At 69.5% G+C, this 14,587-nt stretch carries 14 protein-coding genes and 1 tRNA gene; 4 read left to right on the forward strand and 11 right to left on the reverse strand.

Translation table 11 applies throughout. The features are described from left to right. Nucleotides 1-1,113 carry a hemolysin family protein gene (locus ACIBF5_RS14195; protein ID WP_396811525.1) on the reverse strand — a complete coding sequence of 371 codons (1,113 nt, stop codon included), beginning with the start codon at nucleotides 1,111-1,113 and terminating at the stop codon, nucleotides 1-3. Between the two features lie 213 nt (nucleotides 1,114-1,326). On the opposite strand from ACIBF5_RS14195, the gene galE reads away from it, so the two are divergent. Further along, complete coding sequence (gene galE / locus ACIBF5_RS14200; RefSeq protein WP_396811527.1) at nucleotides 1,327-2,316, forward strand: UDP-glucose 4-epimerase GalE; 990 nt, start codon at nucleotides 1,327-1,329, stop codon at nucleotides 2,314-2,316. Continuing rightward, complete coding sequence (gene galK, locus ACIBF5_RS14205; protein WP_396811529.1) at nucleotides 2,313-3,497, forward strand: galactokinase; 1,185 nt, start codon at nucleotides 2,313-2,315, stop codon at nucleotides 3,495-3,497. The genes galE and galK overlap by 4 nt, the downstream gene beginning before the upstream one ends. 64 nt (nucleotides 3,498-3,561) lie before the next feature. Here galK and ACIBF5_RS14210 read toward each other — a convergent pair whose 3' ends face one another. The 9 genes from ACIBF5_RS14210 to ACIBF5_RS14250 form a co-directional block, all read right to left on the reverse strand. Then, nucleotides 3,562-4,869 (reverse strand): sulfate adenylyltransferase subunit 1, encoded by a 1,308-nt coding sequence (locus tag ACIBF5_RS14210; protein WP_396811531.1) that lies wholly within the window; start codon nucleotides 4,867-4,869, stop codon nucleotides 3,562-3,564. Next, nucleotides 4,869-5,780, reverse strand: a complete 912-nt coding sequence (gene cysD, locus ACIBF5_RS14215) for a sulfate adenylyltransferase subunit CysD (protein ID WP_396811533.1) — start codon at nucleotides 5,778-5,780, stop codon at nucleotides 4,869-4,871. Before cysD ends, ACIBF5_RS14210 begins: the two co-directional genes overlap by 1 nt. A 73-nt stretch (nucleotides 5,781-5,853) precedes the next feature. After that, nucleotides 5,854-6,693 (reverse strand): inositol monophosphatase family protein, encoded by an 840-nt coding sequence (locus ACIBF5_RS14220; RefSeq protein ID WP_396811535.1) that lies wholly within the window; start codon nucleotides 6,691-6,693, stop codon nucleotides 5,854-5,856. A 123-nt stretch (nucleotides 6,694-6,816) separates the two neighbouring features. Next, nucleotides 6,817-7,407 (reverse strand): aminoacyl-tRNA hydrolase, encoded by a 591-nt coding sequence (gene pth, locus ACIBF5_RS14225; protein ID WP_396811537.1) that lies wholly within the window; start codon nucleotides 7,405-7,407, stop codon nucleotides 6,817-6,819. A gap of 78 nt (nucleotides 7,408-7,485) precedes the next feature. Then, nucleotides 7,486-8,184, reverse strand: a complete 699-nt coding sequence (locus ACIBF5_RS14230; protein WP_396811539.1) for a 50S ribosomal protein L25/general stress protein Ctc — start codon at nucleotides 8,182-8,184, stop codon at nucleotides 7,486-7,488. A gap of 267 nt (nucleotides 8,185-8,451) precedes the next feature. Then, a complete protein-coding gene (locus ACIBF5_RS14235; RefSeq protein ID WP_396811541.1) occupies nucleotides 8,452-9,432 on the reverse strand; it encodes a ribose-phosphate diphosphokinase in 981 nt (326 codons plus the stop codon). A 49-nt stretch (nucleotides 9,433-9,481) separates the two neighbouring features. After that, complete coding sequence (gene glmU, locus ACIBF5_RS14240) at nucleotides 9,482-11,041, reverse strand: bifunctional UDP-N-acetylglucosamine diphosphorylase/glucosamine-1-phosphate N-acetyltransferase GlmU (RefSeq protein ID WP_396811543.1); 1,560 nt, start codon at nucleotides 11,039-11,041, stop codon at nucleotides 9,482-9,484. A 109-nt stretch (nucleotides 11,042-11,150) separates the two neighbouring features. After that, a tRNA-Gln gene (locus tag ACIBF5_RS14245) sits at nucleotides 11,151-11,222 on the reverse strand. A 16-nt stretch (nucleotides 11,223-11,238) separates the two neighbouring features. Further along, nucleotides 11,239-12,105, reverse strand: coding sequence for a helix-turn-helix domain-containing protein (locus ACIBF5_RS14250; protein WP_396811545.1), 867 nt, complete (start codon nucleotides 12,103-12,105; stop codon nucleotides 11,239-11,241). 152 nt (nucleotides 12,106-12,257) lie between these two features. On the opposite strand from ACIBF5_RS14250, the gene ACIBF5_RS14255 reads away from it, so the two are divergent. Then, nucleotides 12,258-13,229, forward strand: a complete 972-nt coding sequence (locus tag ACIBF5_RS14255; RefSeq protein WP_396811546.1) for an acyl-CoA desaturase — start codon at nucleotides 12,258-12,260, stop codon at nucleotides 13,227-13,229. Nucleotides 13,230-13,281: 52 nt separating this feature from the next. Next, the gene (locus ACIBF5_RS14260; RefSeq protein WP_396811548.1) at nucleotides 13,282-13,968 is read left to right on the forward strand and encodes a TetR family transcriptional regulator; all 687 of its coding nucleotides are present in this window, start codon (nucleotides 13,282-13,284) and stop codon (nucleotides 13,966-13,968) included. Between the two features lie 58 nt (nucleotides 13,969-14,026). Here the strand turns inward: ACIBF5_RS14260 and ACIBF5_RS14265 are convergent, their stop codons facing one another. Continuing rightward, on the reverse strand, nucleotides 14,027-14,500 hold the full coding sequence (locus ACIBF5_RS14265) for a DUF4383 domain-containing protein (RefSeq protein ID WP_396811550.1): 474 nt from the start codon (nucleotides 14,498-14,500) through the stop codon (nucleotides 14,027-14,029). Between the last annotated feature and the right edge of the window lie 87 nt (nucleotides 14,501-14,587).

Consider the following 14,587-nt stretch of genomic DNA (forward strand, 5'->3'; position numbering starts at 1 on the left):
TCAGTCGGGCGGGGGCGGCTCGGGCGGGCGGATCCCGCGGCGCTGCTCGGGCAGGTGGGCCAGGGAGATGCCGATCCGGGCCACCCGACGGCCGTCCAGGGCGAGCACCCGCAGCACCCAGCCGGCGTCGTGCCCGTCCCGGTCCGGGTCGGCGCCGGCGTCCGGGTCGGCGTCCGCGTCGGCATCGGCGTCTGCGTCGGGGTCGGGGTCGGGGTCGACCGGCGCGGGTTCCTCCTCCGGCCGCCGGGCCGGGCCTGCCGAACCGGTCGGATCGGCGGGTACGCGGACCTCGTCGCCCGGTTCCGGCACCCGACCCAACGCGGCCATCACGAACCCGCCCACGGTCTCGTACGGGCCGTCGGGCAGGGCGAACCCGGCCCGGTCGGCGAAGTCGGCCAGGTTGAGCCGGCCGTCGACCACCGCCGGCAGCCCGGCGCCGACCGGCTCGGGGGCGGCGTCGTACTCGTCGTGGATCTCGCCGACCAGTTCCTCGATCAGGTCTTCGAGGGTGACGATGCCGGCGGTGCCGCCGTACTCGTCGACCACCACGGCGAGATGCTGCCGCTCCCGGCGCATCTCGGTCAGCGCGGCGAGCACCCGCTTGCTGCCGGGTAGCTGCTTGACCTCCCGGGTCAGGTCCCGGATGGTGGCGGGGCCGTCGTGCTGGGGCCGGAGCAGCACATCGCGCAGGTGCACGAAACCGATCACGTCGTCGTGCGGCAGGTCGACCACGGGGTAGCGGGTGTGGGTTTCCGCCCGAACGAGCTGGCCCGCCTCGTCCAGGGTGAGCCGGGCGTTGAGGAACACCACGTCGGTACGGGGCACCATCACCTCACGCACCAGGCTCGCGCCGGCCACCAGCACCTCGTCGATGATCCGCCGTTCCACCGGGTCGAGCACGGTGTTCGCGGCCACCAGGTCACGCAGTTCGGACTCGCTGATCCGCTCCCGTCCGGAGGTCGGGCTCGCACCGAGCATGCCGGTGACCAGACGGGTGGCGGCGTCGGCCGCGCGTACGACTACCCGGGCCAGCCCACGGGCGACCGGGCCGGGTAGTCGAGTAGGACGCCCCGGCGGTCTGCGCCGGGGCCCGGTACTGCCGGATACCCGCATGTCAGTGATGGTAGACACCCTCTGAGCGCTGGGTGAGGAGATGCCGACCCGGACATGGCATGTTCGAGTCTGTTGGATAATGATTGAACGTGATGGGGCAGCGTTAACGTCACCCGGCTCCGGCGGCGCCCGTAATCTGTCCCCGCACACCCCCGGGGTCCTCGCGTGCGCGGCGCACACACCCCGGCGGACCCAGGCAGGGAGGGCAACCACGTGAAACTGCTCGTCACCGGTGGCGCCGGCTACATCGGCAGCATCGTCACCCGGCTCCTGATCGACGCCGGACACCAGGTGGTCATCCTGGACGACCTGCGTACCGGCCACGTCGAGGCGCTCGCCCCCGAGGCGACCTTCGTCCAGGCCCGGATCCACGACGCCGCCCAGGTGCTCACCCCGGACGCGGGCTTCGACGGGGTGCTGCACTTCGCGGCGCTGATCGCCGCCGGCGAGTCGATGACCCGGCCGGAGATCTACTGGGAGAACAACACCGTCGGCTCGCTCGCGCTGATCGACGCGGTACGCGCCGCCGGCGTACCCCGGTTCGTCTTCTCCTCCACCGCCGCCGTCTACGGCAACCCGACCGAGCTGCCGATCACCGAGAACGCGGTCAAGGCCCCGACCAACACGTACGGCGCCACCAAGCTCGCGGTCGACATGGCCCTCACCTCCGAGGCGATCGCCCACCAACTCGGCGCGGTCTCGCTGCGCTACTTCAACGTCGCCGGCGCGTACATCCGACCCGAACGGCAGCTCGGCGAGCGGCACGACCCGGAGAGCCACCTGATCCCGATCGCGTTGGAGGTCGCCGCCGGCCGTCGGGAGAAGTTGCAGCTCTTCGGCGACGACTACCCGACCGCCGACGGCACCTGCGTACGCGACTACATCCACATCGAGGACCTGGCCCGCGCCCACCTGCTCGCGCTCGGCGCGGCCACCCCGGGCGAGCACCGGATCTACAACCTCGGCAACGGCAACGGCTTCTCCAACCGTCAGGTGGTCGAGGTCGTCCGCGAGGTGACCGGCCACCCGCTGCCGGTGGAGATGGCGCCGCGCCGCGAGGGTGACCCGGCCGCACTTGTCGCCTCCTCGGACCGGGCCCGGACCGAACTCGGCTGGGTGCCGGCCAAGCCCACCCTCGCCGACATGGTCGGCGACGCCTGGAGCTTCTACCGCCAACACATCCTTCCGGAGAAAACCGAATGAGCCAGCCCGACCAGCCCGGCAGCGCCGCGGACATCCCCGCCCGCGCCACCGCCGGCTACACCTCCGAGTACGGTGAACCACCCGCCGGCCGATGGGCCGCCCCGGGCCGGGTGAACCTGATCGGGGAGCACACCGACTACAACGACGGCTTCGTGCTGCCGTTCGCCCTGCCGCAACAGACCGTGGTCGCCGCCGCCACCACCGGAGAACCCGGCTGGACGGTCTGGTCGGAGCAGTCCGGCGAACGGATCGAGTTCGACCTCGACGATGTCAGCGAGCCGGGCCGGGTCAAGGGCTGGGGCGCGTACGTCGCCGGCACCGTCTGGGCACTGCGCGACGCCGGGTTCGACGTACCGGGGGCGCGGATGGCGATCGCCTCCGACGTACCGCTCGGGGCCGGTCTCTCCTCCTCCGCGGCGCTGGAGTCGGCGGTACTCACCGCCCTGGCCGACCTCGGCGGGCTGGACCTGCCGGTGGACGACCGGCCGGGGCTGGCGCAACGGGCGGAGAACCGCTACGTCGGCATCCCCTCCGGGATCATGGACCAGTCGGCGTCGATCCGCTGCCAGGGCGGGCACGCGCTCTTCCTCGACTGCCGCTCGCTCGCGGTCGAGCAGATCCCGTTCGACCTCGACTCGGCCGGGCTGACCATCCTCGTGGTGGACAGTCGGGCGCCGCACCAGCACGTGACCGGCGAGTACCGGGCCCGCCGCGCGGCGTGCGAGGAGGGGGCGCGGGCACTCGGCGTACCGGCGCTGCGGGACGTACCGATCGACGGGCTGGACGCCGCCCTCGCCCGGCTCGACGACCCGATGATCCAGCGGCGGGTACGGCACATCGTCACCGAGAACCAGCGGGTGCTGGACACGGTCGAGCTGCTACGCGCCGGTCGGGTACGCGAGATCGGTCCGCTCCTGACCGCCTCGCACGTCTCCATGCGGGACGACTTCGAGATCACGGTGGCGGAGGTGGACGTCGCGGTCGAGGCGGCGCTCGCCGCCGGGGCGTATGGCGCCCGGATGACCGGCGGCGGCTTCGGCGGCTGCGTACTGGCCCTGGTCGACACCGACCGGGTGGAGGCGGTCGCGACCGCCGTCGCGGACGCGTACGCCGAACGGGGCTTCACCGCCCCCCACTCGTGGCCGGTGCTCCCCACCCCCGGTGCCCACCGCCTCCCCTGAGGGGTAAGGAAGGGCCCCCTCCTATCGTTTTTCGTATAGGAAGGGGCCCTTCTTAACGCGTGGGTCAGGCGGTGTCGACGATCATCCCGGCGGCGACCGTACGGTTGGTGGTCTCGTCGATCAGGATGAAACCGCCCGTGGTGCGGTTGCGCCGGTACTCGTCGGCGAGGAGCGGCACGGTGGTCCGGAGCCGGACCCGGCCGATCTCGTTGAGTCCGAATTCGCTGGCGGTCTCGTCGCGGTGCAACGAGTTCACGTCGAGTCGATAGTGCAGCCCACGGACGACCGTACGGGCCGACCGGGTGGTGTGCTTGATGGCGTACTTCGCGCCCGGACGCAGCGGTTGGCTCTCGTCCATCCAACAGATCATCGCCTCGATGTCCTGGGCGACCGCCGGCGCGTTGTTCGGCCGGCAGATCAGGTCACCCCGGGAGATGTCGATCTCGTCGGTCAGCCGGACCGTGACCGACATCGGTGGGAACGCCTCGGCGACCGGGCCGTCCGCCGTCTCGATGGCGGCGATCCGGGAGGTGAACCCGGACGGAAGCACCATCACCTCGTCGCCCGGCTTCAGTACGCCGGAGGCGACCTGCCCCGCGTAGCCCCGGTAGTCGGTGATGGTGGTCGACTGCGGCCGGATCACGTACTGCACCGGGAAACGTACGTCGACCAGGTTCCGGTCCGAGGCGATGTGGACCCGTTCGAGGTGGTGCAGCAGCGACGGGCCCTCGTACCACGGGGTGTGTTCGGAACGGGTGACGATGTTGTCGCCGTGCAGGGCGGAGATCGGCACCACGGTCAGGTCCGGCACCTCGAGTTTCGCGGCGAAGGCGGTGAACTCGTCCGAGATCCGCTCGAACACCTCCTGCGACCAGTCGACCAGATCCATCTTGTTCACGCAGAGGACCAGGTGCGGCACCCGCAGCAGGGAGCAGAGGAACGCATGCCGCCGGGACTGCTCGACCAGCCCTTTCCTGGCGTCGACCAGGATCAACGCCAGGTCTGCGGTGGAGGCGCCGGTGACCATGTTCCGGGTGTACTGGATGTGCCCGGGAGTGTCGGCGATGATGAACTTCCGCCTCGGGGTGGCGAAGTACCGGTACGCCACGTCGATCGTGATGCCCTGTTCACGCTCGGCCCGTAGCCCGTCGGTCAGCAACGCCAGATTGGTGTATTCGTCGCCCCGGGCGGCGGACACCGCCTCCACCGCCGCCAACTGGTCGGTGAAGAGGGACTTCGTGTCGTAGAGCAGCCGGCCGATCAGGGTCGACTTGCCGTCGTCGACGCTGCCCGCGGTGGCAAACCGCAGCAGGTCCATGGCCCGCCCCTCCGGGGCCGCGCTCTCCACCGACGGGACCGCAGTCGTGCTCATCAGAAGTAGCCTTCCCGTTTGCGGTCTTCCATGGCGGCCTCGCTCACCCGGTCATCGCCCCGGGTCGCCCCACGCTCGGTGATCCGGGTCGCGGCGACCTCCTCGATGACCAGTTCCACCGTGTCGGCGTCGGAGCGGACCGCCGCCGTGCACGACGCGTCGCCGACCGTGCGGTAACGCACCTGGGCCTTGAACGGTTCCTCCGCGCCCCTCGGCCGAATGAACTCGTTCACCGCGTACAGCATCCCGTCCCGCTCGATCACCAGCCGCTCGTGCGCGTAGTAGATCGACGGCAACGCCAACCGCTCGCGGGCGATGTAGTGCCAGATATCCAGCTCGGTCCAGTTCGACAACGGGAAGACCCGGATCGACTCGCCCGGGTGGTGCCGACCGTTGTACAGCGACCACAGCTCCGGCCGCTGGTTCTTCGGATCCCACTGGCCGAAGTCGTCCCGGAAGCTGAACACCCGCTCCTTGGCCCGAGCCTTCTCCTCGTCCCTGCGTGCGCCGCCGAAAAGCGCGTCGAACCGGTACTTCTCCACGGCAGCCAGCAACACCGGGGTCTGAATCCGGTTACGCATCCCGTCGGCCGACTCACGGACCAGACCCGCTTCCAGGGCCTCGGGCACGCTTGCGACCACGAGTTGCAGGCCGAGTTCGGTCACCCGCGCGTCGCGGTACGCGAGCACCTCGGCGAAGTTGTGCCCGGTGTCGACGTGCATCACCGGGAACGGGATCCGGGCCGGCGCGAACGCCTTCTGGGCCAGCCGGAGCATCACGATCGAGTCCTTGCCCCCGGAGAAGAGCAGGACCGGGCGTTCCAGTTCGGCGACCACCTCACGCATCACGAAGATGCTCTCGGCTTCCAGGGCGTCCAGATGCGACACCCGGTACGCCGCCGTGCCGCTCATCTCGCACGCCCGCTGGATCGGCTGCTCATGGGCATTCCAGACCTTTCCGGTCGGTCAACTCCCGATATCGGGCCTAGGCTACCCGGAGATGCCTCCGCAACGCTGCGAGCAACCGGGTAGCAAGATCTTTACGGCATACCACCAGATCCGGCAACCGGGGATCAGGCCCGTTGTATTGCAGCGCAGAACCATCGATTCGGGAAGCGTGCAGTCCAGTGGCCGTCGCCACAGCCACCGGCGCGGCCGAATCCCACTCGTACTGGCCACCGGCGTGCACGTACGCGTCGACGTCACCGCTGATCACCGCCGCGATCTTCGCGCCGGCCGACCCCATCGGCACCAACTCCGCACCGACCTCGTCGGCCAACTCGGTCAGGAACGCCGGCGGCCGGCTCCGACTCGCCGCCAACCGGATCGTCCGGCCCCCCGGCGCCGTCGCGGCCAACAACGTCATCGGCGGGTACGCCGGCGGATGGTCCGTACCGAGCACCCGGTGCTGCGCCGGCAACGCCACCGCCCCACCGACCAGCCCGTGCGCGGTCGTCGCCGTGCGCGCCCAGAGCGCCACGTGCACCGCCCAGTCGGAGCGCCCCTCCTCGGAGAACTCCCGCGTCCCGTCCAACGGATCGATGATCCACACCCGGTCGGCGGCGAACCTCGGCGGCGCCGACGGCCCCAGATCGGCCGCCCATGCCTGGCGTGCCCCCTCGTCCTCCTCCGAGAGCACCGCATCCGCCGGACGCCAACGGGCCAACTCGGTACGGAGCAGATCGTGCGAGATCTTGTCCCCCGCCGCCTTGAGCGCACCCGGATCGGCGTGCCCCATCTCGGCCCGCAACTCCATCAACGCGTCCCCGGCCCGGGCCGCCAACCAGCGGGCGAACGCTCCGTCGATCACCGGTGGGGCACCCATCAGCGGGCTCCAGGGGTCGGGACGGCCGGAACCGCCGCACCACGAACGATCACTGACCGCCTCCTCAACCGACGGAATCCGCCTCCCCGGCCCTGCCGGCACCTTACCGCCGGCCCGACCAGATCAGGCGCTGTGGTACGCGTTTTGCGTCCACTCCAGCCCTCGCAGGATCACCGACTCCACCGCGTCGGCGGCCCGGTCCACCTGAAACTCCAAGTCCTTGCGCTCGGTCGACGAGAAATCCGCGAGCACGTAATCCGCCGGATCCTGCCGCCCCGGCGGCCGGCCGATCCCGAACCGGACCCGGACGTACTCCTTCGTCCCCAGCGACTTCGACATCGAACGCAGCCCGTTGTGGCCGCCCTCGCCGCCACCACACTTCGCCCGCAACTGCCCGTACGGGATGTCCAGCTCGTCGTGCACCGCGATCACCTGCGCCGGCGGCACCTTGTAGAACTGGGCCAACGCCGCCACCGGACCACCCGAGAGGTTCATGTACGTCAACGGCTTCACCAACACCAGCTTCGGCCCACCGAACCCGAGCCGTCCCTCGGCGACATCCGCCACCGCCCGCTTGTGCCGGCCGAACTTCGCCCCCACCCGGGCTGCCAGCAGATCGACGACCATGAACCCGACATTGTGCCGGTTGCCGGCGTACTCCCGACCGGGGTTGCCCAGCCCGACCAGCAGCCACGGAAACGCCTCGTCCGCCACACCCGTCTCCCCACACGCCCAGTGATATGCCAACAGGCGCCCCCGAACCGGTCGGGGGCGCCTGCGTCACAACATCGATCAGGCTTGCGCCGAAGCCTCGGCGGTCTCGCCCTCGGCAGCCTCGGCGGTCTCCTCGCCCTCGGCGGCTTCCTCGCCCTCGGCAGCCTCCTCGGCCTCCTCGGCCGGCGCCTCCTCGACGACCCCGGCGCCCTCGGCCTCAAGCTGCTCGGCGGTCGGGGCGGCGGTGATCACCACGAGCACCGAAGCCGGGTCCGCTACCAGCTCCACGCCCTGCGGCAGCTTCACGTCGCCAGCGGTGATCTGCGTGCCGACCTCCAGGCCCTCGATCGAGACCTCAAGGTTCTCCGGCAGCCGGGTCGCGTCGGCACTCACCGAGAGGGTGTCGTGCTCGTGCATGACCAGCGTGTCGGCAGCCGCCTCACCGGTGAGCTGCACCGCGATGTCGACGGTGACCTTCTCGCCCCGGCGAACCAGGAGCAGGTCGATGTGCTCGAAGGTGTCCTTGATCGGGTCCCGCTGGATCGCCTTCGGCAGGGCGAGCGCCTGGGTGCCGTCGCTCACCTCGATCGCGAAGAGCTGGTTCGCGCCGCCACGACGGATCGCCGCGGCGAACTCACGCGCCGGGAGCGCGATGTGCTTGGGGGCCTCGCCGTGGCCATACAGCACGGCTGGCACCTTGCCGGCCCGACGGGTACGACGGGCACCACCCTTGCCGAACTCGGTACGGGGCTCGGCGCTGATCTTTACCTCGGACACGGGGAAACTCCTGATATCGTCGCTACGGCGGAACGTCGGCTGGCGGTGCTGGGGCGAGGGGCTCGCTGGGGCTCTGCGTGCAGAGCACTCCCCGGAGCACCGCGTCGATGACGGGCCCTCCGTGCGGCGCTTCTGTCAGCGGCCCGCTGGGCACCCTCGCCGTGGCAACCGCACTATTCTACCCGAGGTTCGACGAAGCATTCAGCCGGTACCCCTGGTAATCGCGCTGGCCCCGCTCCGCGGCGCCAGCGCCCACCAAAAACGACCTCAGCTCAGTCCGCCAAAGAGCGTGGTCACGGACCCGTCGTCGAAGACCTCCCGGATCGCCCGCGCCAGCAACGGCGCGATCGACAACACGGTGATCTTGTCCAGGTGCTTCTCCGGCGGCAACGGCAGCGTATTGGTCACGATCACCTCGCTGATCCGGCTGTTCTTCAACCGCTCGATCGCCGGATCGGAAAGCAACGCGTGGGTCGACGCGACGATCACATCCGAAGCACCCGACTCGTACAGGATGTCCGCTGCCTTGCGGATCGTGCCACCAGTGTCGATCATGTCGTCGACGATCAGGCAGACCCGGTCCTCCACGTCACCGACCACCCGGTTCGCCACCACCTGGTTCGGCTTCAACGGATCACGGGTCTTGTGGATGAACGCCAACGGGCAACCGCCCAGCCGGTCGGTCCACCGCTCCGCCACCCGGACCCGCCCCGAGTCCGGCGCGACCACCGTCATCGGCCGGCCGGCGTACTGGCGCTCGACGTACTCGGCCAGGATGTCCATCGCGAACAGGTGATCCACCGGCCCGTCGAAGAAACCCTGGATCTGCGCGGTGTGCAGGTCGACGGTGAGAATGCGGTTCGCGCCCGCCGTCTTCAACAGGTCCGCCACCAGCCGGGCCGAGATCGGCTCCCGCCCCCGGTGCTTCTTGTCCTGCCGGGCGTACGGGTAGAACGGCAACACCACGGTGATCCGCTTCGCCGAACCACGCTTCAACGCGTCGACCATGATCAGGGTTTCCATCACCCAGCGGTTCACGCCGTGCGTCACGGACTGGACGACAAACGCGTCCGAACCACGCACCGACTCCTTGAACCGTACAAAGATCTCACCGTTGGCGAACTCGTACGAGTCAGAGGGCGTCGGCGCCACCCCCAGTACCTCGCCGATCTCCTTCGCCAACTCCGGGAAGCCCCGCCCGGAGAAGAGCATCAGGCTCTTGCGGTTTTCGGCGACGATGCTGCCCATCGGCTCGTCTGCTCCCGTTAATCGGTGGTTCCCGGCAGTGGACCAGGGACTATTCGGTTGCAGTATCTCCCTTGGCGAGACCGAGGCCACCTGCATCGGCCGTCACGTGGGTTGCCTCACCCTGGCTTGCGCCGCCGCCCCCCGAGGGTGCGTTTTCCGTCGCCCCGGCCTGGCCACCAGCCGCCCGCTCCAGGGCACGTTCCGCAGCCTCCGCCGAGCGGGTACCAGCCCGCCGTCGGGCCACCCAACCATCGATGTTGCGCTGCCTGCCCCGGGCCACACCGAGCGCCCCCGCCGGCACGTCCTTGTCGATCGCGCTACCCGCCGCCACGTACGCCCCCGGCCCCACCTCGACCGGGGCCATCAGGGTGGTGTCACAACCGACGAAGGCGGCCTCGCCGACCGTGGTGCGGTGCTTCGCCACCCCGTCGTAGTTGACGAAGATCGTCGCCGCGCCGATGTTGGCCCTGGCCCCGATCGTGGCGTCACCCACGTACGACAGGTGCGGCACCTTCGCACCGGCCCCAACCTCGGAGTTCTTCACCTCTACGAACGTACCCACCTTGGCCTGTTCGGCAAGTCGAGCGGCCGGACGCAGGTAGGCGTACGGCCCCACGCTCGCCCGGGGACCGATCTCCGCGCTGACCGCGTGGCTACGCAGCACCGTCGCGTCGGCGCCGACGCCGGTGTCGATCAGGGTGACGTCCGGCCCGACGACCGCCCCGGCCGCCACCGTCGTCACTCCGCGCAACTGCGTGTTCTGGTCCACCACCGCGTCCCGCTCAAGCGTGACGGTGACGTCGATCCAGGTGGTCGCCGGGTCGAGCAGTGTCACCCCGGCCCGCATCCAACCGGTGTTCACCCGGTCGCGCAGCAACGCCCGGAGGTTGGCCAGTTCGACCCGGTCATTGCAGCCGAGAGTCTCGGTGGCGTCCGGCGCCACGTGCACGACCACCGGCTCACCAGTCGCCACGAGCAGGCCGAAGACGTCGGTCAGGTACTCCTCGCCCTGGTCGTTGTCGGTGGAGAGCTTGCCGAGCGTGTCCCGCAGGCGGGAGGCGTCAAAGGCGTAGATGCCGGCGTTGATCTCGCGGAGGGCCCGCTGGGCGGGGGTCGCGTCGCGCTCCTCGACGATCTGCTCCAGCCGCCCAGCCTCGTCACGGACGATCCGTCCCAGTCCGGTCGGGTCCGCGACCTCGGCGGCGAGCACGGTCGCCGCGGCCCCCGCCGCCTCGTGCGCCTCGACCAGCGCGGCGACGGTCTCGGGCCGGAGCAGCGGCGCGTCACCGTTGATCACGATCACGGTGCCGGTCTGGTCGGGTGCCGCATCGAGCGCGATGCGTACGGCGTGGCCGGTGCCGCGCTGCTCGGCCTGGAGGACCGGGCTGGCGTCGGGCGCCACCTCGGCGAGGTGTGCGGTGACCTGCTCGGCACCGTGCCCGACCACGACCAGGGTGTGGTCCGCGGCGAGCGGCGCGGACGCCGCCAGCACGTGGCCGAGCAGGGTACGGCCGAGCAGCGGGTGCAGAACCTTGGGCAGTGCCGACTTCATCCGCTTGCCCTCGCCAGCGGCGAGAACGACGATGGTGCGGACGCGGGGCTGGGACACGAGAAGCTCCCGTCAGAGCGGTTGGCAGTCTGCGGCCCCATGCTAACCGCGCACCGCTGACCGGTCGCCAGGTTCCCCCGTACCGAACAAATCGGACTTAGAAGTACAGCTCGGCCGCTAGGACTCGAACCTAGAAAATCGCCTCCAAAGGGCGACGTGTTGCCAATTACACCACGGCCGATCGTGCTGCGCTCAGCCTAACCCGTGGGCGCCGCCGAGGTGAAGCCAGCGGGCGCCACACGGGCGATGGTACCGGCGACGACACCTTCGATCCATACATATAGATCGCGTGCGCGAGGCACCCGAACCACCAGACAACCGTGGTAGTCAGGACCCGTGTTGAGTCGGTTGGTAGTTGGCTTGTGTCTCTTGATCTGAGCCGGTCGGAACGACTCCAGTTCGATTCCCAAGCGCTCAGCCCACCACCGCCCCGCCGCCCCAACATCCGCTGTCTCGTGGATGCTGAGGCGATATCGCAACTCGTCACGCGTCCGCCCGGTCGCCTCGACAAAGCGAAGAAAGAGCTCCACCAGGCGGGGATCGCTGTTCACGAACGCCAGTTCGTACTGCTTGCGGTGTGGTTTGCTCTTCGCCCCCTCACACCAGTACATGATCGCGCCGAGCAGCATCAGTTCACGCAGGTCGAGGTTCCCCGTCCAGGCCTCCGCCCGCTGGCGCAGCGCCTCCTCGCGTACGGCCGCCGCGTCCCGCCGCTCTTCCGCCTTGCTGGCACGCAGGGCGCCAGCCTCCGCCTGGCGCTGCCGCGCCCGGGGCGAGTCGGGATCGAGGGGCAGGTGCTTGACCCACTGATAGGCGGTCGACTTGGCGACGCCGAGTTCGGTGGCGATCTCAGTGACCGACCAGCCCTCCTCCCTCAGCCGCAATGCGCGGGCGCGCACCTCGTCCTTGGCGTTCGGGCGCCGGGTCCACTCGGGAGCCGGGACGCCGCGCAGCAGCTCGTACAGCCGGTCTTTGCCGATGCCGAGGCGGGCCCGGATCTGGCCCACGGAAAGGCCCTCGACGGCGCGCAGCCGTCGGGCCTCGGTGGCGAGTTCGTCGGTCACGACCAGCAGATTAGAACGGGCGTACGACGCGTTTCGTCGAGAGCTCATAGGGAACTCCCAGAACTCACCCATGGCGACTTACGGTGCCGTAAGTTACGGTGACGTAGGCGTAACTTCGTGATCTCATCCCCCGTCCCACTCATCGAGGTGCCATGTCGACCACCCTGACCGAACCGACCGCCGAAACCGCCGACAGAGGTCCCAAGCCGCTCACCGAAGGCAAGCAGCCGGTGGGCATTCTGATCGCCCTCTGGTCCTTCGTGATCGTGCCCTTCATCGCCCTCGTCGCCGCCGTCCCGGTGGCCTGGGGCGGCTGGCTGACCTGGACCGACCTCGCGATCGGCGGGGTCTGGTACGTGGTCGCCGGGCTCGGCATCACGGTCGGCTTCCACCGCTACTTCACCCACGGCTCGTTCAAGGCGAAGCGGTGGCTGCGCGTGACCCTCGCGGTGGCGGGTTCGTTCGCGGTCCAGGGCAACATCACCCAGTGGGTGGCCGACCACCGGCGCCACCATGCCTTCTCCGACGTCGAGGGCGACCCGCACTCGCCGTGGCGGTTCGGTGAGAGCGTGTGGGGACTGACCAAGGGTCTCTTCTTCGCCCACATGGGCTGGCTGTTCCACCGCGAGCTCTCCAACCGGGCGCGGTTCGCCCCGGACCTGTTGGCGGACAAGGACATCAGTCGGGTCGACCGACTCTTCCCGCTGCTCGTGAGCATTTCGTTGCTGGCACCGGCGGCGGTCGGCGGTCTGGTGACCTGGTCCTGGCAGGGGGCGCTGACCGCGTTCTTCTGGGCCGGGCTGGTCCGGGTCGGGCTGCTGCACCACGTGACCTGGTCGATCAACTCGGTCTGCCACGTCTACGGCGAGCGCCCGTTCGAGGTGCGCCAGGGCGACAAGGCGTCGAACTTCTGGCCGCTGGCGATTCTCTCCTTCGGTGAGAGCTGGCACAACCTGCACCACGCCGACCCGACCTGCGCCCGGCACGGGGTGCTGCGCGGTCAGGTGGACATCTCCGCGCGGGTGATCTGGGCCTTCGAGAAGGCCGGTGCGGCGTTCGACGTACGGTGGCCGAAGCCGGAACGGATCGCGGCGAAACTGGTGAAACCGGCCGCACCGCAGTGATCAGGTCGCGCCGGAGCGCGTTGCGGGTGGCGTCACCTGGCAGGATGGCCGGGTGACAGAGAGCCCGAGCACGAGCGGGGGCAACGGGCGGGGGCGACCGCCGACGGCGCCGACCAAGCCAAATTCCCGGGTACGGATGTCTGCGGCGCAACGCCGCGAACAACTGATCTCCATCGGGCGACAGATCTTCGCCGAGCGCGGTTTTGACGCCACCTCCATCGAGGAGGTGGCGTCCCGTGCGAAGGTCTCCAAACCGGTGGTCTACGAGCATTTCGGCGGCAAGGAAGGTCTCTACGCGGTCGTTGTCGACCGGGAGGTCCGGGCCCTGCTCGACCGGGTGGCGGCCGCGCTGACGGCTGGTCATCCGCGGGAGTTGCTGGAGCAGGCGGCGTTGGCGCTGCTCAGCTACATCGAGGAGGAGACCAGCGGTTTCCGGGTGTTGGTCCGGGAGTCGCCGGTGATGTCGGCGACGGGCAATTTCAGCAGCGTGCTCAACGACGTGGCGCACCAGGTGGAGCACATCCTGGGGGCGGAGTTCAAGAGTCGTGGCTACGACCCGAAGCTGGCCGAGTTGTACGCGCAGGCGCTGGTGGGGATGGTGGCGTTGACCGGGCGCTGGTGGCTGGAGGTGCGCAAGCCGCGCAAGGAGACGGTGGCCGCGCATCTGGTCAACCTGGCCTGGCACGGGCTTTCGCATCTGGAGGCGAAGCCGACGTTGTTGACCCGCCGGGGCCGTTGACCCTGGCCCGGCTTGGCCCGGTCCGGCCGGGGCGGGTGCGGTGCGGGTGCGGTGCGGGTCAGCCGGCGGGGTCGGTCGACGCGGTGCGGCGGTAGTGCCGTTCTGCTTCGGCGCGCTCCGGTGGGCCGACCTTGTCGTAGAGGCCGGTGGCGAACGTCACCAGGCCGAAGATCATTGACACCACGACCGTGGCAACGGAGAAGTTGAGGATGTTCGCGTCGGTCTGGAGCACGGTCAGCATGACGATTCCGACGACGAGGAAGACCACCCCTGCGGTGAGGTTCATGAAGTGGCCGAGGTTGCCGCGTAGGGATGCGCCGATCAGGATAACGATGCCGAAGAGCACCGATACCAGTGAGAAGGCCAGGTTGGTACGAAGTCCGAGGGCGTACACGTCGTCGCGGCCGAAGAGTGAGTCGCCGGAGGTCTCGACGAGGCCGAAGATCCCGAAGATCAGGATGTAGAGTCCGACGAGCCCGGAGAGGACCCGGTAGAGCGGGCGCGCCGGGTGGTTGATGGGGATGTGAGCCATCGACCTCTCCTCCCGTACCGGTGACGATTCTTCCGAATTGTCACCCAGATCGGGGAGGCGTTTCCGGGGAACGCGGATCAGGGCCGT

This window comes from Micromonospora sp. NPDC050417, from assembly GCF_044458865.1.
In the GTDB taxonomy this organism is placed as follows: domain Bacteria; phylum Actinomycetota; class Actinomycetes; order Mycobacteriales; family Micromonosporaceae; genus Micromonospora_G.